General features: G+C 63.9%; 19 protein-coding genes and 2 pseudogenes. 12 read left to right on the forward strand and 9 right to left on the reverse strand.

Annotation, left to right across the window (positions count from 1 at the left end; all coding sequences use genetic code 11):
* Nucleotides 1–192: 192 nt before the first annotated feature.
* From AAFP35_RS18035 to AAFP35_RS18050, 4 genes and pseudogenes are all read left to right on the forward strand, one after another.
* Nucleotides 193–1010, forward strand: a pseudogene (locus AAFP35_RS18035) (IS481 family transposase); the annotation flags it as partial.
* A gap of 232 nt (nt 1011–1242) precedes the next feature.
* A complete protein-coding gene (locus AAFP35_RS18040; RefSeq protein ID WP_419223014.1) occupies nt 1243–1755 on the forward strand; it encodes an IS110 family transposase in 513 nt (170 codons plus the stop codon).
* A complete protein-coding gene (locus tag AAFP35_RS18045; RefSeq protein ID WP_419223015.1) occupies nt 1752–2351 on the forward strand; it encodes a transposase in 600 nt (199 codons plus the stop codon). Before AAFP35_RS18040 ends, AAFP35_RS18045 begins: the two co-directional genes overlap by 4 nt.
* Nucleotides 2352–2364: 13 nt before the next feature.
* Nucleotides 2365–2550 (forward strand): annotated as a pseudogene (locus AAFP35_RS18050) (integrase core domain-containing protein); the annotation flags it as partial.
* On the opposite strand, the gene AAFP35_RS18055 reads toward AAFP35_RS18050, so the two are convergent.
* The 6 genes from AAFP35_RS18055 to AAFP35_RS18080 all read right to left on the reverse strand — a co-directional run bounded on the left by AAFP35_RS18055 (nt 2547) and on the right by AAFP35_RS18080 (nt 11583).
* Nucleotides 2547–2672, reverse strand: a complete 126-nt coding sequence (locus AAFP35_RS18055) for a hypothetical protein (protein ID WP_419223016.1) — start codon at nt 2670–2672, stop codon at nt 2547–2549. The pseudogene AAFP35_RS18050 and the gene AAFP35_RS18055 sit on opposite strands and share 4 nt — an antisense overlap.
* Before the next feature lie 76 nt (nt 2673–2748).
* Nucleotides 2749–5028 carry a TniQ family protein gene (locus tag AAFP35_RS18060; RefSeq protein ID WP_419223017.1) on the reverse strand — a complete coding sequence of 760 codons (2280 nt, stop codon included), beginning with the start codon at nt 5026–5028 and terminating at the stop codon, nt 2749–2751.
* Nucleotides 5029–5030: 2 nt separating this feature from the next.
* On the reverse strand, nt 5031–6215 hold the full coding sequence (locus tag AAFP35_RS18065; RefSeq protein WP_419223018.1) for an ATP-binding protein: 1185 nt from the start codon (nt 6213–6215) through the stop codon (nt 5031–5033).
* 61 nt (nt 6216–6276) lie between these two features.
* Nucleotides 6277–8403, reverse strand: a complete 2127-nt coding sequence (locus AAFP35_RS18070; protein ID WP_419223019.1) for a hypothetical protein — start codon at nt 8401–8403, stop codon at nt 6277–6279.
* 261 nt (nt 8404–8664) lie between these two features.
* Nucleotides 8665–9510 (reverse strand): TnsA-like heteromeric transposase endonuclease subunit, encoded by an 846-nt coding sequence (locus AAFP35_RS18075; RefSeq protein WP_419223020.1) that lies wholly within the window; start codon nt 9508–9510, stop codon nt 8665–8667.
* A gap of 783 nt (nt 9511–10293) precedes the next feature.
* Nucleotides 10294–11583, reverse strand: a complete 1290-nt coding sequence (locus tag AAFP35_RS18080) for a TniQ family protein (protein WP_419223021.1) — start codon at nt 11581–11583, stop codon at nt 10294–10296.
* Here AAFP35_RS18080 and AAFP35_RS18085 point away from each other — a divergent pair.
* From AAFP35_RS18085 to AAFP35_RS18110, 6 genes are all read left to right on the forward strand, one after another.
* The gene (locus AAFP35_RS18085) at nt 11528–11782 is read left to right on the forward strand and encodes a helix-turn-helix domain-containing protein (RefSeq protein ID WP_419223022.1); all 255 of its coding nucleotides are present in this window, start codon (nt 11528–11530) and stop codon (nt 11780–11782) included. The genes AAFP35_RS18080 and AAFP35_RS18085 overlap by 56 nt on opposite strands.
* Nucleotides 11783–12021: 239 nt before the next feature.
* Nucleotides 12022–12411, forward strand: a complete 390-nt coding sequence (locus tag AAFP35_RS18090; RefSeq protein ID WP_419223023.1) for a hypothetical protein — start codon at nt 12022–12024, stop codon at nt 12409–12411.
* A gap of 1113 nt (nt 12412–13524) precedes the next feature.
* Nucleotides 13525–14670: a hypothetical protein gene (locus tag AAFP35_RS18095; protein WP_419223024.1), complete on the forward strand. Its 1146-nt coding sequence runs from the start codon at nt 13525–13527 to the stop codon at nt 14668–14670.
* A 494-nt stretch (nt 14671–15164) separates the two neighbouring features.
* Nucleotides 15165–15800, forward strand: a complete 636-nt coding sequence (locus tag AAFP35_RS18100; RefSeq protein ID WP_419223025.1) for a TetR/AcrR family transcriptional regulator C-terminal domain-containing protein — start codon at nt 15165–15167, stop codon at nt 15798–15800.
* Nucleotides 15801–16115: 315 nt separating this feature from the next.
* Nucleotides 16116–17795 (forward strand): acyl-CoA dehydrogenase family protein, encoded by a 1680-nt coding sequence (locus AAFP35_RS18105; RefSeq protein WP_419223026.1) that lies wholly within the window; start codon nt 16116–16118, stop codon nt 17793–17795.
* A 109-nt stretch (nt 17796–17904) separates the two neighbouring features.
* The gene (locus AAFP35_RS18110) at nt 17905–18339 is read left to right on the forward strand and encodes a DUF1330 domain-containing protein (RefSeq protein WP_419223027.1); all 435 of its coding nucleotides are present in this window, start codon (nt 17905–17907) and stop codon (nt 18337–18339) included.
* 18 nt (nt 18340–18357) lie between these two features.
* Here AAFP35_RS18110 and AAFP35_RS18115 read toward each other — a convergent pair whose 3' ends face one another.
* Nucleotides 18358–19758: an FAD-binding oxidoreductase gene (locus AAFP35_RS18115; protein WP_419223028.1), complete on the reverse strand. Its 1401-nt coding sequence runs from the start codon at nt 19756–19758 to the stop codon at nt 18358–18360.
* A 156-nt stretch (nt 19759–19914) separates the two neighbouring features.
* Between AAFP35_RS18115 and AAFP35_RS18120 the strand changes: the two genes are divergently transcribed.
* On the forward strand, nt 19915–20898 hold the full coding sequence (locus AAFP35_RS18120) for a serine/threonine-protein kinase (protein ID WP_419223029.1): 984 nt from the start codon (nt 19915–19917) through the stop codon (nt 20896–20898).
* Nucleotides 20899–20908: 10 nt separating this feature from the next.
* On the opposite strand, the gene AAFP35_RS18125 is transcribed toward AAFP35_RS18120, so the two are convergent.
* Complete coding sequence (locus AAFP35_RS18125; protein WP_419223030.1) at nt 20909–22066, reverse strand: amidohydrolase family protein; 1158 nt, start codon at nt 22064–22066, stop codon at nt 20909–20911.
* Nucleotides 22067–22213: 147 nt separating this feature from the next.
* On the opposite strand from AAFP35_RS18125, the gene AAFP35_RS18130 reads away from it, so the two are divergent.
* Nucleotides 22214–23362 carry an FAD-binding oxidoreductase gene (locus tag AAFP35_RS18130; protein ID WP_419223031.1) on the forward strand — a complete coding sequence of 383 codons (1149 nt, stop codon included), beginning with the start codon at nt 22214–22216 and terminating at the stop codon, nt 23360–23362.
* Between the two features lie 44 nt (nt 23363–23406).
* Here the strand turns inward: AAFP35_RS18130 and AAFP35_RS18135 are convergent, their stop codons facing one another.
* Entirely contained in the window at nt 23407–24531 is a 1125-nt protein-coding gene (locus AAFP35_RS18135; protein WP_419223032.1) for a hypothetical protein, read from the reverse strand.
* Nucleotides 24532–24767: the final 236 nt, after the last annotated feature.

Below are 24767 nucleotides of genomic sequence, written 5' to 3' on the forward strand. Positions count from 1 at the left end.
TGGCAGAGCAAAGCGACGTCGAGCGCGGTGGGCGCTGCGCCATTTGACCGCCGGCGTACTTGGCGCGGGAAATCGCATGCAGTGCAGGCGCTAGGTGTACTTCCCCGACACGTTGTGAACGTCTGAGGTGAGAGGAAGGCCTCCGGGCAGGATGTGGCTTACCACACACACGTCCGCGCCACGGAGGCCTTCATGCCCCACGCTAACGCACCGTTGACTCCTGAGGGGCGTCGCCGCCTCGCGGTTCTCATCGTCGAGGACGGCTGGTCGATACGGCGGGCTGCCGAACGGTTCCAGTGCTCCCCGGCGACCGCGAAGAGGTGGGCCGATCGTTTCCGGGCTGGTGAGCAATTGACCGATCGCAGTTCCCGTCCCCGCTCCTCACCACGCAGGATGGCGACACGCACGGAACGACGCATCATCGGGTTGCGGTGTGACCGCCGCTGGGGCCGCACAGAATCGCCTATCACCTTGGGCTTCACCGCTCGACGGTTGGCCGTGTTCTCGATCGCTACGCCATGCCGCGGTTGACGCATCTGGACCTGGCGACAGGGCTGCGGGTGCGGCGACCTGATCCACAGCGCTACGAGGTCGATGCTCCCGGACTGCTCATCCACGTCGATATCAAAAAGCAGGGCAGAATCCCCGATGGTGGCGGGTGGCGCGGCCACGGACGAGGCTCGGCGCAGGACAAGTCTTCACACCGTGGACGCAACAAGGCATTCCGTCAGGGAGCCAAGGGACCTCGAGGATACCGGTACCTGCATCACGCTGTCGATGATCACTCCAGGGTGGCGTACTCGGAGGTCCTCGACGATGAGCGCAAAGAAACCGCAGCCGCATTCTGGACCCGAGCCAATGCGTTCTTCAGCAGCCTCGGGATCACCGTGACCGCAGTGGTGACCGACAACGGTTCCTGCTACCGTTCACACGCCTTCAATGACGCACTTGGCCCGCACATCAAGCACAAGTGGACCAGGCCCTACCGGCCGCAAACCAACGGCAAAGTCTGTGAAGACTTTGTTTGTGGTGCTGCATCGGCCCGGTCTGACCCCGGCCAAGGTATGACCACGGTGTCCTGCGTTCGATATGTCGACCGGAACCGGTGCAGCACTATGACGCGCACCGGCCAGACGGATCTGACCTGATAGGAGCTTGGCTGGAAGCCCCGTCACAGACCTGTCGCCCGCCCGGCCGGTTCGCCTCATCCGTCAGTAGCCCGAACGGAGAGTGAGTTCCAGCATGACAACGACCAGTACGACTGTCACCGTCATCGGCGGGGTCGATACCCATAAGCACACCCACTACGCATCGGCGATCGATTCGCACGGCAAGGTCCTGGCCCACCAGGAGTTCCCCGCGACCGATACCGGTTACCGCGCTCTGCGGGCGTGGTTGCACACCCACGGTGAGGTGGAAGCGATCGGTGTCGAGAGCACCGGCTCATTCGGTGCAACACTCACCCGCTATCTCACCGCCGCCGGCGAGCAAGTCATCGAGGTGAACCGGCCCAACAGAATTGCCCGCCGCATGGACGGCAAATCCGATCGCCTCGACGCCGAGCAGATCGCCCGCGCCGTTCTTGGACACACCTCCACAGCAGTCCCCAAGGCCAAGTCCGGCATCGTCGAGGTCATCCGGACTCTGGGGGTGACCCGTACGAGCGCAGTCAAATCGCGTACCCAGGCGTTCAACACGCTGTGGGGCGTCATGATCGGGCCCCATCACCGCTGCGCGACGACTTGGTCGCGTTGACCAAGAAGACTCTGGTCAACCGCTGCCTGCGGCTGCGTCCGGAGACAACCGATCTCACCACCCTCGCCAATGGCCCCGAACGACTTCTGATCGCCGGAGTCAAAACCTCGTTACGGGATCTCGCGTGCCGCTGGAAAACCCTCGATGACGAGGTGAAAACACTCAACCGGCACATCGAAACACTGGTCCATCAAGCAGCCCCCGACCTGGTCGAGCTGCACGGAGTCGGAGCCGAGATCGCTGGCCAATTCCTGGTCACGGCCGGCGACAACACTGGCCGGATCCGCAACGAGGCCGCCTTCGCCAAACTCTGTGGCGTAGCCCCTCAGCCAGCCAGCAGTGGCCGCACCACCGGCCGGCACCGCCTCAGCCGCAGCGGTGACCGAGCCGCCAACAGCGCCCTCTACATCGTCACAATCGTCCGCATGCGACACCACCAACCCACCCGCGACTACGTCGAACGACGCACCAGCGAGGGACTCAGCAAACGCGAGATCATCCGTTGCCTCAAGCGTTACATCGCTCGCGAAATCTACTCCAACCTCCCCAAACTCGCGGAGAGCGTTGCTGCACAGCAACTTCCAACAGCCGCTTGACAAACATAGGAGCATCGAACGGTACAACCGCACTCTCTCGACCGAATGGGCCTACGCCCGCCCCTATGCCAGCGAGGCCGACCGCGAAGCCGCCTACCGCCACTGGCTGCACTGCTACAATCACCACCGACCCCACACCGGCATCGCCGGCCTAACCCCCGCAGCCCGCGTTCACAACCTCACGGGGAAGTACAGCTAGGACTCGTCGACGATGGCTGGCGGGTCCTCGACGCCGACCGCATCAAAGACCACCTCATCCGAGATGCGCTGGCGGCCGGCATCTACGACGATCTGCTCGAGCGACAGTTGCCCGATGGCCACCCGCTACGACCACGGGAACTGGCAATCCTTCGTACACCGAGAATCCACGCACCTACTCGACTCGGCCCAAAGCGGTCTATGGCGCCGCATGTTTGCCCCTCGTCCCATGTGGTCGGCGAGGAATGTCGGCGGCAATGAGTTGTTGTTGCACTCCTGTGGGAGATATGTGGTAGCACTTGGCGATCTCCCGTGTGGACTCTCCTTCGGTAAGGTATCGGCGTTCGAGTTCCCTGACAGGAATGGCGACTCTGGGCGTGCGTGGGACTCTCACCGGCAGCGAGTGTGCCCGAAGTTGTTCGATGACTATGGCACGACTGATCCGAGTTTCGGAGGCGATCTGTCGTGCCGATAATCCTGCGTCAAGATAGTGCTGCAACGTTTTTCGGGTCAGCTGCTGTTCGATGGTGCGGCGTCGCCGCCTCTTCCGTTTAGGCTCGGCAGGGAGAGGGTGGATTTGAAGATAGAGTTGCAGGTGCTGGCGGGATATATCGAGTGCGGCCGCGGCGTCGGAAATCGAGCAGTGGTCGTGGCGTAACAATGACACCAGCTCGCGGTCAGGGGGCGGGCGCCAGGAGTCGGCTGATGGTCCTCCCAAAAGCTCGAGAGGCGGTTCCCAGATCACGGGTTCATCGATGCCGTGGTCGTGGAGATGATGTGAGACTAGGGCGTCGAGCGCTTCGAGACGTGCTGGTGTCAGCCGAGCTTGGAAGGCATGTTCCGCGTTCGGTTCCGTGGACAATCGTCCATACCGCACCGGGTTGGCCAGTGCGCGCGTGGTGAGGAATCGGCGTGCTGCATAGAGCTTGTGCGCACCGAATGACGGATAATTCGTTGCAGCGCAGAACGATTGCCAGGCTTCTTCGGTAAGGATCTCGCTGATGTCGAATTTGCGTCGGCGCATGTAGTCGATAGGTGGTTCGTGCGTGTCTAGGTAGTCAGCCAACCGTGTGATTGCGGCGGCGGCTGCGACAAGCCGCCCGCCTTGGTCTAACTTGCGTAGGAGTTTCTTCACGAAGACGCCGTCGTGTTCGGTGAGGCCGAGTAACAATGCCGCGTCTGCGCCCTCCAAGCGGGTGCCGGTCATCAACAGCGCAATACTGAGTGCGACCCTGTTGGTGTCGATGTCAAGATCCCGTGCTATCAGACGTAACGTCCATTCTGGCCAGAAGACGGCGGGAATGTGGGCGGCGCGTGTCGTCAGATCCACGGTCGTGGGTCGCGAGGGATGGCTGCTGTAAATGCGGAAGCGTAAGCGCTCGAGGTGGCGGATCTCGGTGTGCCGAGCACGCCAGATGAGGCCGTCGAGGGCGTCACCGGCAAACCTGCGCTCACGGGACGGAACGGTGATCCCGAGCGGCAATGCCGTTGTCGCTGAGGATAATAGGTCCCGCTTGAGTCGTCGCCATCCAGTATCGAATGGAACTGCAAGGATCTCAACGGCGTTGGCTGTTGCACAAGCAGCGAGTAGAGCGGGGATCTTTACGTGAGTCGGATAGCGCGCCAGGAGCTGTTGTCCATCTCGCATGCGTTGAACCTCGCCGCCTGTGCCAAGGTATCTCGCGATGAGGTCATCGCATGGTACGTGGTTGACGATCAGCGTGGCGAGATTGTTGATGTCGGCGAGTTGTCTGCAAGCCTGTAGCGTCGCCGAGCCCGTGGTTGCGGTGCTGGCGGTGGTTGCCGTGTCGATGAGTGTGTCGATGTAGGATTGCGCTTGAAAACACGGATGTGTCTCGCCTAGCGGCAGGGCGGCGCTTTCGGCAAGGTTGGCATCGCAGGGTACGGCTGGCGAGGTTCCGGGCTTCTTGTTGCGGCAGTGCAATCCGTCTGTGAGTGGGAAACCGGGTCTTCGGGCGAGGTCGATGCGTGATCCGCAGCCAGGGCAGACGTCGATGAGCAGGCATCCGTGGATGGTGCAGATGACCGACGTCGCCAGCTTCCACCGCGACGGCCATCGCGCGGCGGAATCGATCAGGCAGAAGGGGCAGAATCGGAGTTCACGGTGCACTCGCCAGAAAGTGCGTCGTAGCCCGTCGTCTGTTGGCATCGGCATCCTGCCGGGTGTCCTGACCTCTGCTGGCGGGATAGGTAGGCGGTTGTTCATGAGTAATCGGCGAATGGTCTGGGCCTCGACTGCGGTGGCGTGGGCCGTTGTCGCAACGAGGCGGCCGTCAAGGTCATCGTCTACCGGGAGTAGGGACTTGTTTGGTTGTACAAGACCGAGACTGCGCATGATCTCGCGCAGGGTGGTGTGGTGGCGGCGGGCGAGTGCGATCAGCCAGGAGGTCATTGTCTCGCCATCGACTGGCTCGACGTGAAGGGGCAGAGTACGTACGCCACGCGACGGTACTGGCATCGCTAGGTTTGTGGATCGTGGTGTGTCGACAACGCGCCAGTGTGGAATTTCGCGAGGTAGGCGGTGCGTTGCCGTTCGGCCTCGGTGTCGATGGTGACGGTGTCGAGCAGGTTCTGGGTGAGCTGTTCCTCGCCGCTGGTGACAGCTCGGTAGATGCCTTGTCCGATCAGGGACATGAGTGATCCGATATGGCCGCTCGATCGCGTGAACAAGTACTGGGACAGCTTTTCGACAAGCATGCCTGGCCTCTTGCGGCACAGCACCATGTCTCGTTCCATCGTCAGCAGATACGCTTCCCAGGCGTTCCGGTTAGCTTGAGTCGTCAGGGTGAAGCCGGTGAACGTGATCGGGGTCCAGCGGCGCCCCATCTGTTGCACGAGGATGTGGTCTCTGACCATGTTGCGGTGGACCGGATGTGGCGCCTGCTTCGCGGCGCCGCGATAGGCGATTTCTTCGTCGTGGCTTAGTCCGGTGCCCACGAAGATGAATGTTCCTGGCATCATGTTGACGAGCGATTTCAGGTGGTTGACGGTCTTGATTGCGTCCGTTGGCCGGGTTTCGTCGACGAACTGACATTCGTCGACGATGAACAGTTCTGTTTCGCAGTCCAACACGCAGTCACGTGCGCGCAGGAGCAGCTCACCTTCGTTGCGGGCGTTGAGCGGCGCACCGTAGAAGTCGCAGATCAGTGCGTCGATGCCTCGTGGTGTCGGATTCGATGTCAGCGAGATGTAGGCGACGGGGATGTATTCGTTCCCGTGCGTGGTGTATTTGCCGTTTTCGGCTCTACGGTCACGAAACACTTGTTGAGCGAACGACACCACCAACGTTGATTTGCCCAATCCTGCAGGGGCACTCATGATCACCGATCCCCGGAGTCGATCGCCACGCTTGAAGCGATTCGACTCGTAGACGTTGGTGAGGGTGCGAGTCGCTGTCGTGACTGCGGGGGTTACGAACGGCCCGAAGTTTGCGTGGAACTCGCGGCGCTGCCGATCGTATGCTTTTCTCGCGCTGTCGGTGAGTGATCGGTACGCCCGCATGGTGAGGTCATCGGGCCTCGTCGGGGGTGCTGTTTCGGCGAGCACGGAGAATCCTTCTTTGAGCACGAGTCTCGCCGCCCGCAAATCGGGTACCTGTGGATCGTACGGACTGCGTGACGACAGTGTTTTTCGGCGTTGCGTCATCGCATGTTCACTCCTCACCGTGTGGCCACCGACGAATCGTGCGTCGTTGCGTGCGTGATGTCTATGTCGTTGTAGACCAGGTGTTTTCGCTGATCGATCCGGAAGCTCGCGCATAGTAGTCCGCGAGTTCTGCAGGTGTGGATTCAGGAGCGTCCTCGGCGTCGCGGTCGGAGTCCTCGTCGATGATGTCCTCGAGGTGGAGGGACGATTCATCATCGTCGCCGGAGTCGAGGTCGGTGTCGGATGGTGAGCGGCGATAGTCCTGCTCATCGTGGGGGTCGGGAGGCCGTCCGAGTTCGTGCATGTTTGCGTACTCGCGGCGGATCTCCTCGATGGCTGCCCGGCGTTCCTCGGGCGTGTCCGCCAACCCGGCGCCGTAACGGTGCAAAATTTCGTTAATGGCCTGGACAATGTCAATGACGCCGGGGTCGTCCTCGGTGACTTGCAGGGCGATCTCGAGGGTCCTTTCGGTGAACGGCCCATCGACCAAGTGCGCTTTCACCCAGGTGAGGGTGATCCATTCTCCGGGCCCGCATTCGAGTTTGATGTGCCGCATGTCCCAGGGGTTGACGCGGATCGGCCACTTGCCACGGTTGCGGCCAGAACCGAGGTTGCTCTTGTCACCAGGTTTGGGTGCCCTGTGACTGTCTTGCTCGCTGCACTTGTAAAACTGGTGCTTGTAGGCGACCCCTTTGTGGGTGATCACTCGCCACTCGACCCGGAGAAGCCGTAGTGCCGCGTCAGGGTCTGCGGGGACGCTCAACCCGAGCTTGCCGAACGAACGGATCGCACCGACGCAATGCATCTGATTGGGGGTCAGAGTACGTTGAGGTACATCGGGCAGGCGCAGGCCGCTGTGAACCGCTCGGTGGTACTTCTCGAAAAATTCACACAACTCGCGTTCAAGGTCGTCCACTGTCCGGCACGCTTTGTTTTCGATGTTCTTGCCGCGCTTGACTGTCGATGATCCTCGATAGCCTGGTTCGTGCACGAACAGCTCGAATTCGATGGTCTCGAAGATCCGTTCGCAGGGGCCCTTGTCGCCGGGTGTACGTACTCGGGCCGGGCGCAGGGTTGTGCCCATGTTGATCAGAGCCGCGGTCGTTGATCTGCCGATGAAGACCTTGTCGTTGTCGGGGATCAAGGTGCTGATCACCGGTCGGCGAGCAGTGAGGAACTCGGCTTTGTCCTCGTCTGCGACGATCCGGCGCGGCACCCCTAGAAATCCCAGCTTCTGCATGTACGGGGGCCGGGCCTGCGGGCAGAAGTATCGGTAAAGTAGCTGCGCAACAACGAAACTGTCTGTCGAGATCTCTGACAGCACGAATGCCGGCACCTTTTTCGAGAAGACATCGAGGAGCAGCGTCAGCTGCAGCGGCACGTACCGTCCCGACAGACGGTCGATACCGATCACGTCGATGTGGTGGGTATCGATCAGCATCAGCTGTGTTGGATACGACGCATGCAGCCCGCCACGCAACTGCGTGTCGCGGTGTGCGACTTGTTCTGCCGCGTCCGGGGAGTCGAACAGGTATGTGCCCGTAGCGAGGTCCGCGATCACTTCGAATGCGACGGAGCGACCCGGTGCCTTCTCCCCAGGAAACTGGCGCTTGAAGTTCTCGTCAGCCTCTCGGCGGATCGTCTCGCGACGCACCGAGGACGTCTGCTCCTCGATGTGTTCGCGTATCGAGTCTCGCACGCAGGCGACCCACCCGGGGTGGGTGTTGCGCCGCCAGCCGAGCCGACGTTTGGTCGATCGTCCATCGAGCTGTGAAGCGGGATTCATACCTGATGCAAGAAAGTTCGTCATCCAGCCCTGCACCGTGGAGCGGCCGACGCCGAGCTCGGCGGCCTTGGCGACGAATCGTTCCTCCATGGATTTGCCCGCCGTGTAGGAGGCTCGAGGTTCGCCGCGACGGGCGTTCGCGGGATCTCCGCTGCGATAGCCAGTCATGATCTCCATCAGATGTTCGACCCTGCGATAGGCCGCTTCACACGCTGAATCGTCGACCAACTCCAGGTCAGGAACCAGTGTCGCCCGATCGATGCGCGGCTGATCGATGATCTGAAACTCGTCGCTTCCGGTGGTCTCTTCGAAACCGATCACGATCGGACCCTCCCGATCGGCCGGGCGTCCCAGTGGCCGCAGGTGCACCAGCTCCCAGCCAAAGTCCACGGCTTGGACCACGGCCGGTTCATTCCGAAACAACACTCGGGTTCCCGGAGTAATCACACGCGTGCCTGGAACGGTTGTCACCGCACTACCCCACGCGCCGAACGTCGAGACGATCCGGACCGTCCTCGGAAATGTCGTCGTTCGCGACGTCGCGTGCGTGAGCCATCCCGCGACGCAGCGCAGGTGTACCTGTTACGCGGCGACCGACCCGTCGAATAACGGTCGACCTCGCGCAGCCAAGCGGCGTCATCGTCGCCGCTCACATGTCGACCCTCACAACACGACCCCCATGAGTTGGTGGCGGCGCAGTGCAACCGCGTCGGGAGCGAGATAGTCAGGTCGGTTCTGCGACCCGAAAGCCACGAACGCGGTGGGATTGAGCTTAATCGCGGCGAGGTCAATGGCCAGTTGACCGTTCCAGATCAGATGCTTGATCGCCGGCAGCACGGGCCAGTCGGAGATCCGTTGCTCGACAACAGCTTCTAGCTGCTCGATGCGGAGCGGTTCCTCGCTCACTGCCTCCAGGATCGTGGATGTCACCTCAGGCGTAGTCAGCCGCGGGTCATGAAAACCTTCCAGATACGTAATGTTCTTCCACAGGAGATCGTCCGGGTCCAGCGACCACCGCTGTAGAGACCAGCCGCACACGTCGAACAGGCGCTCCGCCCAGTCCAGGGTGCGTCGAACCTTGTCGCTGTCGAACCGCGTTTTCGGTTTGACTTCAACGATGGTGACCGCACCCGATCTATTGATAAGGGCAAAGTCAGGGGTGTACTGACACACCCGTCGGTTGCGCCTGCCGACGAGACGGAACGGCTGGGATCGAATATCGACCACGGTCGGATCGCTGTCAGCGATCTGCGCACGCTTCATCTCCAGGATCGATTCACACTGCACAAACGTCCCCACTGTGTACGAGAAGTACTTTCCGGTGTAGTGCTTGGCACCGGGACGCTGAGGCACCGTCCTGATCGGCAACGCGTCGTCGAACACCTCGGCGTCGAGATCGACGGCAACCGGATAGTCGATTCTCGAGAAGAGACGATCATTGCACACCGTACGTATAACCGGGCCGTCCTTGCATGCCAGCGAATCGCTGACCGGCACCATCCCAGTCATCCGACAACACCAGCTACCCCCGCACGGCACGCCGGGTCCCCGCGCAGAGCGCGATGTGACCAGGCTGAGCCGCCTCGGGCACAACCGTTGTCGATTTCTAAGCGGACAAGCACTCAAAGGTCCAGATCGGCTGCGGAGCCACCACGCGTCGGACCGCTCCACATGAAGGTCCGATCCGGCAATTCTATGGCAACCACTGCGGGAAAGGACAGGGCTTCTTGAAACGCTTAACGATCCTATCTTTCGATCATCCGAGAGATGCTGGAAACGAATTGAATCGATCGACGCATCTGTGTGCACCGACCCCTTCGCATACCCGCCGCACGTCGTTCGAAGCCTGCCTTGCGGTGCTAGCGTCAGAAATGTCGGAGCCACATTCAGATCGAGTTCGGGGTGCGACATGCCCAGGTCAGGAAAGCCGAGTCACGATGGCACACTTCACAACACATCCATGGCATTACCGGTCGATGCCACCTGCATGAACCCGATTTGCGATCAGCGCGTGTCTTTTCACCTCACGCGCCGAGGGCGAAGCCCTGTGTTCTGCAGCGCACGGTGTCGGCTGCAGTTCTGGCGCACCCGGACCCGGCTACTCGACGAACGAGCCGCCACCGTTCACGACCTCACTGCAGTCCACGCCAGCCACCAGGCAGTCATGTCTTTGCATCGCAGACTCCGCCATATCGACTGGCTGCTGCACCGCTACCCCGACTTGCGGCCACCGGCACCGCCGCCGCCGTGACTGGCAGCCTTCGGCCAGGCGATCAGGTCGTGCGTCGTTCGCTAGTTCCCGCGCTGCTCGCGCAGACGGTCCCAGAGCGCGGCGATCTGTCCACTGCGGCGTGCCCATACACTCATCTCGATCTGCAAGTCGGTACTGCGTCCTCGGATCGTGGGAACAGGCAGTATCTCACCGAGCATGTGGGCAGCTCGGTCGATATCGCTGTGGTCCAGAATTTCCAAGGCCAGCACCACCGCTCCCGCGAAACACATCGTGGGTATAGACGTGTGAGCCGAGCACCGATAGTCGGGGTTCTCAGCGCGATGTTCCCGGATTGTATCGGCGAAAACGCCGCACCTCGCGGGGGAGCCCAGGCGGCCGTAGGTGATGATGTGCCGGACCAGGCGTGCAATGTCGGACAATAACGGGTCCGGCGTACCTCTGACACCCCCACTCAGCCGAATCGAGTTACCCACTTCGCTCGCGATCAACTCGTCAATGCGTCGTTGCGCGTCCAACACGCAATGGCCCTGGCAGAGGTAAATGGCGCGCATTGACGCGAACCGCGCTCCGCAGACACCGTTCTCGACACCATCGGGTGGGCGGCCGAGACATTGCCGGCCTGCCAGACTGCCCAGGTGCGGCGACCGCCGCGGAACGACGCCGCAGGACGCGCACGTGTCAACGAGCAGACAGCGGTGCTTGACGCACACAAATGACCACCGCAGCCTCCACCGCAGCAGCCAGCGCCCGTCTGTGTCGGCCAAACACGCCGGGCAAAACCGTGACCCGCCAGCTGCCATCCAGAAATAGCGACGATCTCGGCGATACGCGCTGGACACAGAACTCAGCGGCGCTTGCCGCGCCGCCCACCCCGAGGGCAAGCTGTCCAACGTCATCGCGCGAACCACCCCAACCGGTAGTTCCGACGCCACCGCAATCGCTTCGAGAACCGCCAAGGATGGCGCCTTGACCACTTCGCGCACCGATGGGTTCGAGCAACCGATGTGGCGGTAGAACTCGGCTGGCGTCACGTGATAGCGCCGTGCGTATGCCTCCACAAATGAATCGAGGGCCTCACCGTAGACGGGTTCGACCCGCAACGGGAGTGCTCGGGCCCGCACCCGAGACACAGGTGCGCCCAGCAACGCGGCAGGGTTGACGTGATCCACCATTGCAGTATCGCGTGCGATACAATGGGCGTGGGTCGAACACCCGAAACCACAGACCGGCAACAATGGAGGCGTGCCGGTCCCTGAAGCATCCCTGACTCCAGCACAGAGACAGATACGGAAGATGCGTCGAGACGCCGTAGGTGAAGCCATTCGCAGCGCACGACTCACCTCAGGCATGAGTCAGCAACAACTCGCCGATGCCAGCGGCGTCAGCAGGCCAGCGATAGCACGTATCGAGACCGGCGAAGCGTCCACTCAAATCGACCGACTCTGGGAACTCGCCGAAGCGCTCAACACGGCACCGAGCACACTGCTAGCGGTCGCCGAACGCTTGATGCAGCTACCGCCCACCGGCAACGGGACGGCGAAAACCTAAGGGACCGTTGATGCCAAGCGCCCCACATGACTCGACGAGGGAGGCGGCGGCGCGTATCCGAAGCATGCTCACCGCCGTAGCCTCGCGCGTACCCACAGGCCCCGTGCACGCCATTGCCCACGCCATAGGCATCACAACCACTAGTATCGCGTGAGATACATTGACGATGAGCTGGCCACAGCTGGCCTGGTTGAAGACCGACATGCTCCGTCGCACCTAACTGACACCGGAGAGTCGCCATGCCCGATCTCGACATCAACCACTTCGCCCTGTCGGCCGTAGAAGCTCTCGACCACGTCACCCAACAGCTCGAATCGACTGCGGACGCGGATGCCGCGGGTGAGATGCGCGCCATTCTGGGAGCCAGCCTCATCACGTACTTAGCCGGAGGGATGACTCGATCCGGGCTCATGACAGCTGTTGGATGGGGGCTGAATCACCTACAGAATCTCGATCTGCTTGACGGACCCGGAAGCGACGCCGCGATCGTCGCATCCTTCCTCGCCTGCACAGCCCTGACCGAAGACAACCTCGCACAGACAGTACGCATCGACCTGGACCAAAAGGGGGCCCTCGCCGAGAGCGTCATCCACGCCATACGCAACAGGCCGCACGGCGACACGTGTTAACCCATCACCGGCCGCAAACTCGCAACCGTCCCGCCGGCCAGGAGCCCCAACGAAGCGAGACACCAACAAGTATCGAATCTCCCGGCCACAACCGACGGCCGCCGATGGACGCGCAAGCAATGCCCACCAGTTCCGCCGAAACGCCCTGGGGCCGCGCCGTTCGTGATCAATGGGTCGAAACCCTGGCCAGGGAGTTTCAGACGCAGCTCATAGAAGTCATGCCCACGCTCCGACAGGAGCGAGATGGAAGCACTCCTCAGAAACCCGCCGATATGGATTGCCTCCATGCTGTCGATATCGCCGCTGCAAGCCAGCGAGCGCACACATCTACACCACCTTCGTAGGCCCGTTCTACGACACCGACAGCACAGCTAGCATGCTCACGGCATCACACGACGCCATTATGGAGAGAATGATCCAGCACGGAAGCGTGGTCGCCTGTCGGGCTTCCGACAAAACCTGGGACCTGGCTCGTGCCCGCGTGGCAGGTCGGCAGCGGGCACAGCCCGATCAACGGAATTGCGGACACATGGCGCATCCTGACCGATAACGGCGCCGACAACGCGGATGTTCTCTCCCAACCCAGACCTTCAACAGCAGTCAGCGGTCGGGTGGCTCCAGACGCGTAAACCAGTTCACGCAGCGCTCACCAGCGCAACGCAATCCGCCTACAGGTGGCAGAATCGTGAACTCCGTGGTGGTGTGATGATGAGTTGGGGTGGCGGCGAACCGGGTTCCTCGGAGCATGCTCTCAACAGCTCCCCGGTCATGACACGACATCTAGTCGAAGGTTCTGACACAGCGAAATACTCTGCTCCAGTTGAGAAGTTGGAGCGACGCGGTTCTCGGTATTTACGGGTCCTCACGCCGATGGGTGGGCGACTTCGCAGCCCGCGTTGCCCTAGACCGGAGTGGATGCAATGTCGTCGGCGGGGAACCTTCCGTATGCCTGCAGGCGTCCAATAGCTAGAACGCGTCATATCACGTGTGTAGAACACAGCAGGAACCGAAAATTCAATCACGCGAGGAGGGTGATCGTTGACATCGTCTGGATGGGGTCGCAGATTCGAACCAGGTGCCTTAACGCTGCGCGATCGAGAGCGCCGTCGCGCGGTGAGCCAGTTCGCAGCTAGCCTATTCGCCGTCGTTCTCGGTGTATATATCGGCGTGGCCGTGGGAGGCTCGGTAGCGAAGGCTGGTGCGGCCAGTGCGCTTCCTGCGCCCAGTGACCTCCTGGCTCTGCTATTGGCGATTGTCGCGATCCTCGCCACCCTCAATGTCGCACTCGTGGTTCGAACTGGGGAGAACCAGCGAGAGTCAGACGTGTTCGAAATGATGAGCTGGCGCAGGCAAATGACCACGTTCATGAGGGTGTGGGCTGTGTTCGCCGTTGCCGCGGCCACTACGCAGTGGTTCACCCCTGACCGCGACGTTGCTACCGGCGTTGTAGTCATCGCATGCTCGCTCGCCTGCGTTTTTCTCGCCATCGTGGCACCCGCGGAACCACACCTCGCCAATCGACGACAATTAGAACTCAGCAAACTGCGCGTCGATGACTTGACGATTCAGCGCACGAAGTGGCGAGCGATCATAAGCACCCACCGGCACGAGGACAGCACCGTCACCCTTCGAGAGATCGTCATACGCACATTCTCACGCGGCGTGGCCATCGGGTGTGTCGGCCTCGCCTGGGGCTTGGCCTTCTGGGCGATCGGTGAACAGGTTGCCCCAGAAGGGCAAGCTATCCCACCGAGATTCATCTTCCTGGGGGCGGCGACGTGCCTGCTCATGTGGGCGGGGACGATCTTGCTTGTGGGAGCGATGGACAAGGCCGGTCGGATACGACAGTTACTCACGCTCGTGGCCATGGCGCCACTGATCGGGCTGGTGGGCCTCGGGGGTGTACCTACATTCGTCATCGCACGATCCACGGACAGCCGAACCGCGACGATCGTCTATGCAATCGGCGTTGTCGTAGGAACAGCGGTCAGTGCAACTGCGATCCGTCCAGCCGGCAACCATCGGGTCAGTCGCCTTCGTGAGTTTTTGTGGCTCCCGGCATGGCTCCTCACAGCCAAACTCATTGACGAGGAGTTGGATGCTGCGCGCAGCAACATCACGCGTGCGCGGGCACAGTTGAGGCCGGAGAGGGAAGCCCGGCCAACCCAGCCGCTCCCCCGTCTCAGGCCAGCTACGGTGCCGCGTCGTCGCCTTGCTGCGGGAGTGCGAAGCCCAGATCGAGTACCACGGCACCTCTAAGCCCGTGAGGATGCGCGGCGAGGCCACGATGATCTCTCGACATGGTCCGAGGAGTGCAGGACAAACCCAGGGCGTCACCCCGGCATTCCGCCGCAGGCACCGCCAACTGCACACGCGTGCTTGTGAGGTAGGTAGACCCCCATTCGCTAAAGAACAAGCACCCCAATACGCTCATCAGTCACACGTTTCCCGGCAGATCTCCGTGCATAGCGACATCGCGGATCGATCACACCGCGCCATTTCGCGCTGAGAACCCCGCTCCGGCTACGAGCCCGCCCGCGGCCACTCAGCCACAACCGTCAGCTCTGCGACCGCCTGACGACCAGAGCCTCTCCATCCGCCGAGATAGACCCGCAATTTCTGAAGTACGCCGAACTAGACTCGGAATTTCTGAACTAGACTCGGATTGCACAACAACTGTCACGGCCGCTACCCCTTGCCAACCACCCCCGACGCATTTATTGTTTTCCATACAAACATTGAGGAGACCTCCGGTGACCACCAAGGGCCGTGCCACCCGCGAGGCGGGAAAGGCGACACGCGATGCGCTGCTGCGTGCGGCGACCGCGGTGTTCTCCGAGCACGGCGAGACGGCGTCGGTGGCGCAGATCTGCCAGCACGCGGACGCCTATCCGAACCAGGTCACCTACTATTTCGGCTCCAAAGAGCAACTGTTCGTCGAGGTGGCGTGTGCCGCCGTATTGCGGGCCGGCCGCCACGCCGAGGAGGCTGCCGCTCAGGCAACCACGGTGCGCGAATACACGAACACGTTGGTCGGATCGCTACTCGGCCCGCAGGCCCGCAATGTCGAACTGTTCACGACGGCCATGCTGCTCGTCTCCCGCCGTCACGACTTGCGCGATCGCATCACCGACACCCTGCAGACCCTCCACGAGCGCGGCGAGGACGCACTGATGCGCACTCTGGTCCGCACCGGGTGGCAGTTGCGCGCCGACATCGACGTGGAGTCGAAGGCGTTCTGGTCGGCGATCTTCGGGCTCACGGTTCAAAAGGCCGCCACCGGACCGGATTTCACGTACTCGCTCGAAGATGCTGTCGCGGTGATCTTTACGAATCTGCAGATACCGGACTCGGTTCTGGATCGGCCGCTGGGTGGTGGGAGGTCTTGATGGTGCGAGGGTGGTTCGGTGGTCTCGATACGCCGCCTCGGCTAGCGCCTCGGCGGCTACTCGACCGACATCCTGAAGAGGCGACTCGACCGGCGTCCCGAAGAGGCGACTCGACCGACATCCTGAAGAGGCGACTCGACCAACGTCCGAAAAGGCCACTCGACCGACGTCCCAGGGAGATTACTCGACTGCCGTCCCGGAGGGGCTACTCGATCGACGTCCCCGGGAGGCGACTCGACCGGCGTCTCCGGGGCTCACGCGACCGGCCGATGACATCGACGGACAGAACGCATTAGGCGCAGAGAAGGAACCATCATGACCCAGTCCACTCACACGACACCGCAACCGCACGTCACGCACACGGTGTTCAACCAATCCTCACCGCGTGTCGACGTCAACGAGTTCGAGCTGAACACCGTTCTCGCCGAGGCCGTCACACGCCATGACGCAGGGTGGGCGAGCGACGAACTGCGCGAGATCGGCGCCCTCGTGGGGACCGAGCAGTTCCAACACGATGCGCATCTGGCCAACACCATCACCCCGGAACTGCACACCTTCGACCGGTGGGGTCATCGCATCGACGAAGTCGAGTATCACCCGTCGTATCACCGGATCATCTCGGCATCGATCGCACACGGCGCGCACACCCGCTGCTGGGCCGACCCGCAGCCGGGCTCCCACGTCGCGCGTGCCGCCGCGTTCTATCTGTTCGGTCAAGTCGAGCCCGGTCACGCATGCCCGGTGTCGATGACACACGCCGTGATCCCGTCACTCGAACTGCAGCCCGACGTGGCCGCGCAATGGGTGCCGAAGGCCCTGTCGCGCAGCTACTCCCCCGACCTGTCCGCCGACAAGACGTCGGCGATCTTCGGTATGTCGATGACCGAGAAGCAGGGCGGATCGGACGTGCGCGCCAACACCACGGTTGCCACGCCGATCGGTGCGGGCGGACCAGGCGCAGAGTATCTGCTGACCGGCCACAAGTGGTTCTGTTCGGCGCCGATGTCGGATGCCTTCCTGGTCCTGGCGCAGGCACAAGGTGCAGCGGGAGAAGGGCTTTCCTGCTTCCTGCTGCCGCGCGTGCTGCCCGACGGCACCCGCAACGTCTTCAAGATCCAACGACTGAAGAACAAGCTCGGCAACAAGTCGAACGCGTCGTCGGAGATCGAACTCGACGGCACCGTCGCGGTCATGGTCGGCGAACCGGGACGCGGCGTGCGCACCATCATCGAGATGGTGTCGCAGACCCGCCTCGACTGCCTGCTCGGCAGCGCCGCCGGCATGCGCCAGTCGGTGGCCGAAGCCGTGTGGCACGCCCGCCATCGCGCCGCCTTCGGTGCCACCCTGGCCGACCAGCCCGCCATGACCGCAGTACTGGCCGACCTCGCGCTGGAGTCGGAGGCCGCGACGGTCACCGCGATGCGTCTGGCCCGTGCCCACGACGAAGACGCCGACGATCAGGAACGCGCGTTCCGACGGCTGGCTGTGGCGGTGGCGAAGTACTGGATCTGCAAGCGCGGCCCGCACCACTCGTACGAAGCGCTGGAATGCCTGGGCGGCAACGGATACACCGAAGACTTCCCACTGGCGATGCGTTACCGCGAGCAGCCGGTGATGGCCGTATGGGAGGGTTCGGGCAACGTCATCGCTCTCGATGTGTTGCGCGCGATGACCCGCGAACCGGAATCGGTCGCCGCCTTCGATGCCGAGGTCGCCCTGGCCCGGGGCGTCAACACGACCCTCGATGCTCATCTCGATCGGCTGCGCGATCAGCTCGGCGAGCTCGCACGTCTGGACGCATCGTCAGCGCAACGACGTGCCCGCACCGTCGTCGAATCGATGGCTCTCGCATTGGAAGCCTCTCTGCTGGTGCGGTTCTCGCCGAGTGCCGTGTCGGACGCGTTCATCGCGGCACGCCTCGGCGAGGAGCGGAACTTCGAGTACGGTGCGCTCCCCGTCGCTGCCGATCTGGACACCATCCTCGCTCGTCACTAAGGACCGCACCGTTCCCGCTCACCTGTCTCGTTCCCGCTCATCCAATGGAGTGAGCGGGAACGAGAAGGGTGAGCGGGAAACCAGATCACCACCCCAGGAGGAACCTCAGATGACCACGACTCTCCCGCCGGCCGACCGCCGCGCCATCGATCCGGGCAAGGGCCAGTTCGCGCAGCTGTCCGAGCTGCCTGCCGACCAACCGGTCACCATGCTGAACCTGTTGCGGTTCCGCGAGGTCGCCGATTATTCGGACGCCGTGGATCTCACGCCGGAGGAGCCCATCTCCGGAGCGGAGGCCTATCGGGTCTACAGTCGCGCCGCGCTACCACATCTCGAGAAGGCCGGCGCCGAGGTGGTTTTCCACGGCGACTGCGGACCGACCGTGATCGGCCCGGTGGATGAACAGTGGGACACCATGCTGCTCGTCCGGTATCCGAACCCCACAGCGTTCCGGACGATGATCACCAGCCCCGATTACCAGGCACTGGCGCGGCATCGTACCGCAGCTGTCGCCGATTCACGGTTGATCGCCACCTTGGTCTGATCCGTTCGACGGCCGGGTTCACAGCAGCACACCGGGATTCAGCAACCCCTGCGGATCCAGTGCCTGCTTGATGGTCGCCGTCAGTTCCATCACGTCGGGTCCCACCTGACCGGGCAGCCACCCCTTCTTCAGTCGGCCCACACCGTGTTCGCCGGTGATGGTGCCGCCCAACGAGATCGCCAGATCCATGATCTGGCCGAACGCCGTCCGCGCCCGGGCAGCTTCGTCGGTGTTCTCGGGATCGAACACGATCAGCGGATGGGTGTTGCCGTCTCCGGCATGCGCGATCACCGAGATCATCACGTCGTTGTCGGCGGCGATGGCCGCCACACCGTCGATCAACTCCGGCAACTGCGGCAGCGGCACTCCGACATCCTCGAGAAGCAGCGACCCGATCTTCTCGACGGCGGGGATCGCCGCACGACGAGCCGCGGTGAAGGCTTCGCCCTCCTGCGGATCGTCGGTGGCGAACACATCGGCCGCGCCGTTGCGCTCGAACGCCGTCCGAATGATCTCGACCTCCGCGACGCCGGCCGGTCCGGGTGCGTCGGACTGCGCGACCAGCAGGGCTCCCGCGTTCCTGTCGAGGCCCATCCGCAGCATGTCCTCGACCGCGTTGATCGACACCGAGTCCATGAACTCGAGCATCGCCGGCCGGATCTGCGAAGTGATCGCGAGCACCGCCTCACTGGCATCACGCACCGACGAGAACGCACCCACCACAGTGCACGCCGGTGCCTGCGGCGGCAGGAGACGCAACGTCACCTCGGTGATGATCCCGAGCAGCCCCTCGCTGCCGACGAACAGCTTGGTCAGGGGCAGCCCCGCGGAATCCTTGAGCTGCTTGCCACCGACCCGTACGGCCCGTCCGTCGGCGAGCACCACCTGCAGGCCGAGCACGTAATCGGTGGTGACGCCATACTTGACGCAGCACAGGCCGCCGGCGTTGGTGGCGACGTTGCCGCCGATCGAACAGATCTCGAACGACGACGGATCGGGCGGATACCAGAGTCCGTGCGCGGCCGCGGCGGCCTTCACCTCGGCGTTGAACAGGCCCGGTTGCGCCACCGCGGTCCGTGTTGCGGTGTCGATGGTGAGCTCGCGCATCTTCTCCAGTGACAGCGTCACGGCACCGTCGACGGCGGTGGATCCGCCCGACAGGCTCGTGCCGGCACCACGCGTGACGATCGGGACACCGTGTTGCCCGCACCAACGGACCACGCTCTGCACCTGCTCGGTGGTCGTCGGGCGAACCAGCGCGAGGGGCGTCCCGGCGTCCGGGTCCTGCGCGCGGTCCTGCCGATAGGCCGCCAAGATGTCGGGGTCGGTCACCACCATCCCCGCGGGCAGCGATGCGGCCAGGGAATCCGTCGCGGTCGAGTCGGCGCCAGGTGTGGAACCGACCTGTGTGTGCGTCATCTTTCAACCATAGGCAAGGGCGCCGGGGCACAATGGGGTGGTGATCGACTTCGACGGTGAGATCGGCCTGGCGAGAGCCTGCGCCGCTCGCGTCCGGGCTCGGCTCGTCGGTCTGCCCACACCGGCAGTCGGTGACTAGCGCAGATCGGTCCGGTCATGGCAACCACTCACCCCGGCACACGGGCTCCACGCGGATACGCTGACGTGGTGTTCGGGTCGGGCGACGTGGTCGCCGAGTACGTCATCGACGAGTTCGTCGGAAGCGGCAGCAGCGCCGAGGTCTATCGTGCCCACCAACGGGGCTCGACGTCCCCGGTCGCCCTCAAGATCCTGCTCACCGGGACCTCCGATCCGGCCCGCGTCCGGGAACGCTTCGATCGTGAGTTCACCATCGCCTCACTGCTCGATCATCCGAACATCGTGCGCATGCACGACCGCGGCGAGATCGCCGACCCCGCCGACCAGAACCGTTCTGATGCAACGGTTCTGTGGACCACGATGGAGTATGTCGACGGAGTACCGGCCGCCGAACTGGTCGTCGGTCGACCGGCCGAACCCGACGTCGCGACGATATCGGCGCTCGGCACCCAGATCGCCGACGCCCTCGACTACGCGCACCGGAGCGACATCCTGCACCGAGATGTGAAGCCTGCCAACATCATCGTGTCCACCGCCGCGGGTTCGCCGCGCGCGGTGCTGACCGACTTCGGCATCGCACAACTCCTCGACGACACCCGACCGCTGGCCCGTAACGGCAGGGTGCAGGGCTCGATCGCGTACGCTGCTCCGGAACTGTTGACCGCCCAACAGCTCTCGCCGGCGACCGATCTGTACGCCTTTGCCGCATCCCTGTTCGAACTGTTCACCGGCGAACCCCCGTTCCCACGCTCGACCGCGTTCGCCATCACCTACGCACACCTGCACGATCGGATGCCGCCGCTGACCCGGGCTCGCCCGTGGTTGCCGTCGTCGCTCAACTCCGTCTTCGCCAAGGCGCTGGCCAAGAACGCCGACGACCGATACGAGACGTGTGCCGAGTTCGTGGAGATCGTTGTCCGGTCGTTGCGTGACGTGCCCGTCCCGCAGCCACGGCCGTCGCGGCGTTGGCTGCGACGTCGCGCCCAACCGCCGACCACGTAGCGCCGATCCGTCACCGGACCTCGGTACTCGTGCCCGCCCGGTCGGCGGGAATCCGGTACACGCGCAACGCGTTCTCGCGAAACACCTTGCGCAGCACATAATCCCCGCGTGGTTCCAGCAGATCGATGAGCGCCCCGACGATCATGTCGAGGGTGGCGTTCGGCTTGTCGATCGGGAAATTGGAGCCGAACATCACCCGCTCGGCACCGAAATGCCCCACGACGTGTTCCACGAGCGGGCCGACCATCTCGGCCAACGTCGACCGGCTGCCGATGTTGCCCCATCGGTCCCGGCCATAGCCGAGGATGGGCAGCCCGAGTCCGGACAGCTTCACGATCACGTTGGGGCAGGCCGCCAGCGTCACCATCCGTTCTCGCCACAACCGCAGGATGTCGGCTCGGGCTCCCGCCGTCGCCCCGGTCCGGGCGCCGACCGGGCCGAAGACCCCCACCGGCGCGCCGATGTGGTCGACGACGATGGTCGCCTCCGGATACTCCCGGGCGAGTGTCACGACGTCGTAGAGCTGATGCGAATAGACGAAGGCGTCGAACACCAGACCCCGACTGGCCACCTCGGCGAATCCGCGGAGGAAGGCCGGCGACGCGAGAACGCCGTCGACGTCGACGGCGCCACGGATCTTCGGATCCATGTGACGGGTCGTGATCCACCGGATGCCCCGCAGCTTGTCGGTCTCGCCTTCCTGCTCGGCGATCAGGTCGTCGAACCCGTCCGATCGTGGGTCGGCGTGCGCGATGATCGCGCCGAGCCGAGGTACCCGACCGACACCGAACGGCAGACCCTGCACATACCGGGTCTCCTCCGTCGAGGACTGCAGACCCGAACTCGCGGGGTCATAGCTGCTGTCGTCGTTGCGCCAGTGCGACTCCATGTGCACGACCGTGTCGACCGGTACCCCGGCCACCAACGGGACCGCCGATGCGTCGGCCACGTACTGCAGGGGCTCGTAGACACGCGCGACCGTGTTGGGCGAGAGCACGTACTCACGGTCGGGTTGCGCCACGACCATCGAGAACACCCGGTCACCGATTGTCGGCACCAGACTGTAGAGCCGCGACAGACGGCTGGCCGCCCACGGGGTACGTCGCGGATTCCACTGGTGCAGATGGGCATCGACAATGCCCGACACCACACCATCCAGCGTGCTCACGCCAATGACCCTGCCACATGCGACACGAACCCGACATCGAATCTTCGATCATTATTCGTTGCCGATCCACCCTTTAGCTGACAGTGTTTCGGGCGCTACGCTGGGCACCGTTCGCTGTCTGCGGAAGAGTGGGGAGGTGACCGGGACGTGGCCAATCATTCGCGGCATGTGCTGCATCAGCTCCGCGATGTGATCAACCGGAACCCGGATCGCTTCGCCACCAACGTCTACACCCGCATGTTCGCCATCGATCCGGACCTGCGTGACCTGTTCCCGGCGGTGATGACCGATCAGCGCAAGGCCTTCTTCCATGTGATCGACCACGTCCTCGAGGTGGTCCCGGCACCGTCGGGACACGAGAATCTCGTCGAGTTCCTCGCTCAACTCGGTCGCGATCACCGCAAGTTCGGGGTGCTGCCCGAACACTATGGCGTGATGTACCGCGCGCTGGTCTCCGAGTTCGCCGCGGCGATGGGCGACTATTGGGACGACGAAGCCGAGCAGGCGGTCAGCCAGGCGATGATGCTGACCACCGGTGTCATGCGGGGTGCGGCCGAGACGGCACCGCATCCCGCGCTGTGGTCGGCCCAGGTGGTGGAGAAGTTCCGGATCACCCGGGACCTGGCCGTCGTCCGTCTGATCACCCGATCACCGTTGCGCTTCGCACCCGGCCAGTATCTGGAGGTGCAGATACCGCAGCGGCCCAAGACGTGGCGGAACCTGTCCCCGGCCATCCCACCGAATCCGGCGGGCGAACTCGAATTCCATGTCCGCGGTGTGCAGGGCGGGGCGGTCAGTTCGGCGATCGTCGGTGAAACACGGGCCGGTGACGTCTGGTATTTCGCGCAGGGACACGGCACCCTACATGTCGAGCCGCGACGCCCGGTGGTGATGGTGGCCGGCGGAACCGGCCTGGCACCGCTGCGGGCGCTGCTGATCGAGATGTCCAAACGCGCCGATTCGCCGCCGACCCATGTCTTCTACGGCATGCGCTATCCAGGCGAGCTCTACGACCTGGCCGTGCTGCGCCGCATCGCCACCACCAATCCGTGGCTGCAGATCACCGCGGTGTCCGAGGAGACCGAGGATCCCTGGTGGATCAACTCCGTCGCGACACCGGACAGCCTGGGAATCGAGCATCGCCTCGGCAGGCTCCCCGACGCGGTGGTCGCGGCCGGGGATTGGAGCCAACATCAGGTACTCATCGCCGGATCTGCCGGGATGATCGACGCGACGCGACGCCGACTGATCATCGCCGGTGTGCCGGCCAGCCGGATTCAGCACGATCCGATCTGAGCGTCGGCGCCCCGACGTGCCGCTCGCCGTGGAGGATCGCCGGTTCAGGCCCCGGGTCGGTCGGCGTTGGCGCTCGGGCCGCCGCCGAAGCCTGTTCCCCGGGTGGTGGTCGTCTCGGTGACCGTCTCGGTCTCGGTGGCCGTCTCGGTGACGGTGCTCGGTTCCTCGGTGGGCTGATCGCTCGGGGTGACGGTGCGGGTCCGTGTGACTGTCTCGCGGTCCGGCGTGGCCGTGACCTGCTCGGTCTCGGTCTGGGTCTTGGTGACCGGTTCCGGTGTCTCGGTCAGCGTGATCGTCGACGGAGGCGCTGTCACCGTCGACGGTGGTGCGGCCTCCTTACCGGAATCGACGCCGGCCAGGACGGCCGAGGCAGCGATCGCTCCCAGGACGACCGCTCCCACCAGCGCGGCACCGATCAACCACCATCGTCGGTTCGATGCACCGCCGACCGGTGATCGACGTGCGCCGATCACCGCCGCGCCGACGGCGGGCGCAAGTGCCGGTTGAGGGGCCACGGTGACCGGCCGGGCCAGTGCGTATTCCATCGCCGCGGCCACGCCGGGCATCTCCGCGCCCGGGCCGGTCAGCAACACCGACGTCACCGACGATCCGCCGGGTGCCGACGTCATCGCATCGGCGACGGCTCCCGCATGGTCGGGATCGGTGACGGGGCCGGGCGATCCGTAGGCGAACTCGGCGGTCCCCAGCACTTCGCCGGTCGCCGAGTCCAACGTGACGACCGACGATCCGGGCGACGGAACCCCGGCGCGGTCGAGATCGATCACCGCGACGATGCCCCGGCTCCCGAACTGGGCGCGAGCGACCTCGGCCAGAGCGGCGGGCATGTCGGTGACGACGACCTTGTCGTGCCACGCGGGACGTGTCGGGTCCGGGGCGAGGTTGGCCTGCAGATAGTTCTGGGTGGCGGGTCGGGCACAGGCGACGCCGATGCGGTGGATCTCGTAGGGCACCGATCCCACCAACTCGCCGATCGCGGTTTCGGCACTCTGCGCCGACGGGTCCGGCAGATCGACCAGGTTGCTGGCGATGATCTCCCCGCCCGCGTCGCGGACCACGGACGCGACCTGGTCCTCGACGACGGAGATCCCCAACACCGAACCGGCCGAGGACGAGCCGCCCACAGTCGGGGCGCTCTGCGTCTCGGCCATGATGTTTCCTGTCCCCTGTCTCGGTTACGTGCCTGCCCCGCGTGACGCCCGCACCGGCCTGTCCCCCGAGGCGCAGGTCAGGCCTCGAACACAGGGGTACGGTCTCCCCCCGGAATGCGGACGCCCACCCTGCAAGTGGGCGTCGCTCCTCGGAAAGCGGGCGGGTGCCCGACACCTCACCTGCCCCCTGCGGCGTGCACGCATCACTCTTTCCGGACAGGGTAGCGGGTACGGAT

This window comes from Gordonia sp. CPCC 206044 (assembly GCF_048537895.1).
Classification (GTDB): Bacteria; Actinomycetota; Actinomycetes; order Mycobacteriales; family Mycobacteriaceae; genus Gordonia.

What these genes read in the sequence shown, in the direction of transcription:
- AAFP35_RS18135 (WP_419223032.1), bottom strand. Translation starts at nt 24,531, where the DNA reads ATGGCCGAGACGCAGAGCGCCCCGACTGTGGGCGGCTCGTCCTCGGCC.
- AAFP35_RS18075 (WP_419223020.1), bottom strand. Translation starts at nt 9,510, where the DNA reads ATGACTGGGATGGTGCCGGTCAGCGATTCGCTGGCATGCAAGGACGGC.
- AAFP35_RS18060 (WP_419223017.1), bottom strand. Translation starts at nt 5,028, where the DNA reads ATGCCAGTACCGTCGCGTGGCGTACGTACTCTGCCCCTTCACGTCGAG.
- AAFP35_RS18110 (WP_419223027.1), top strand. Translation starts at nt 17,905, where the DNA reads ATGACCACGACTCTCCCGCCGGCCGACCGCCGCGCCATCGATCCGGGC.
- AAFP35_RS18040 (WP_419223014.1), top strand. Translation starts at nt 1,243, where the DNA reads ATGACAACGACCAGTACGACTGTCACCGTCATCGGCGGGGTCGATACC.
- AAFP35_RS18080 (WP_419223021.1), bottom strand. Translation starts at nt 11,583, where the DNA reads ATGCCTGAGGTGAGTCGTGCGCTGCGAATGGCTTCACCTACGGCGTCT.
- AAFP35_RS18105 (WP_419223026.1), top strand. Translation starts at nt 16,116, where the DNA reads ATGACCCAGTCCACTCACACGACACCGCAACCGCACGTCACGCACACG.
- AAFP35_RS18065 (WP_419223018.1), bottom strand. Translation starts at nt 6,215, where the DNA reads ATGACGCAACGCCGAAAAACACTGTCGTCACGCAGTCCGTACGATCCA.
- AAFP35_RS18090 (WP_419223023.1), top strand. Translation starts at nt 12,022, where the DNA reads ATGCCCGATCTCGACATCAACCACTTCGCCCTGTCGGCCGTAGAAGCT.
- AAFP35_RS18115 (WP_419223028.1), bottom strand. Translation starts at nt 19,758, where the DNA reads ATGACGCACACACAGGTCGGTTCCACACCTGGCGCCGACTCGACCGCG.
- AAFP35_RS18120 (WP_419223029.1), top strand. Translation starts at nt 19,915, where the DNA reads ATGGCAACCACTCACCCCGGCACACGGGCTCCACGCGGATACGCTGAC.
- AAFP35_RS18085 (WP_419223022.1), top strand. Translation starts at nt 11,528, where the DNA reads ATGCGTCGAGACGCCGTAGGTGAAGCCATTCGCAGCGCACGACTCACC.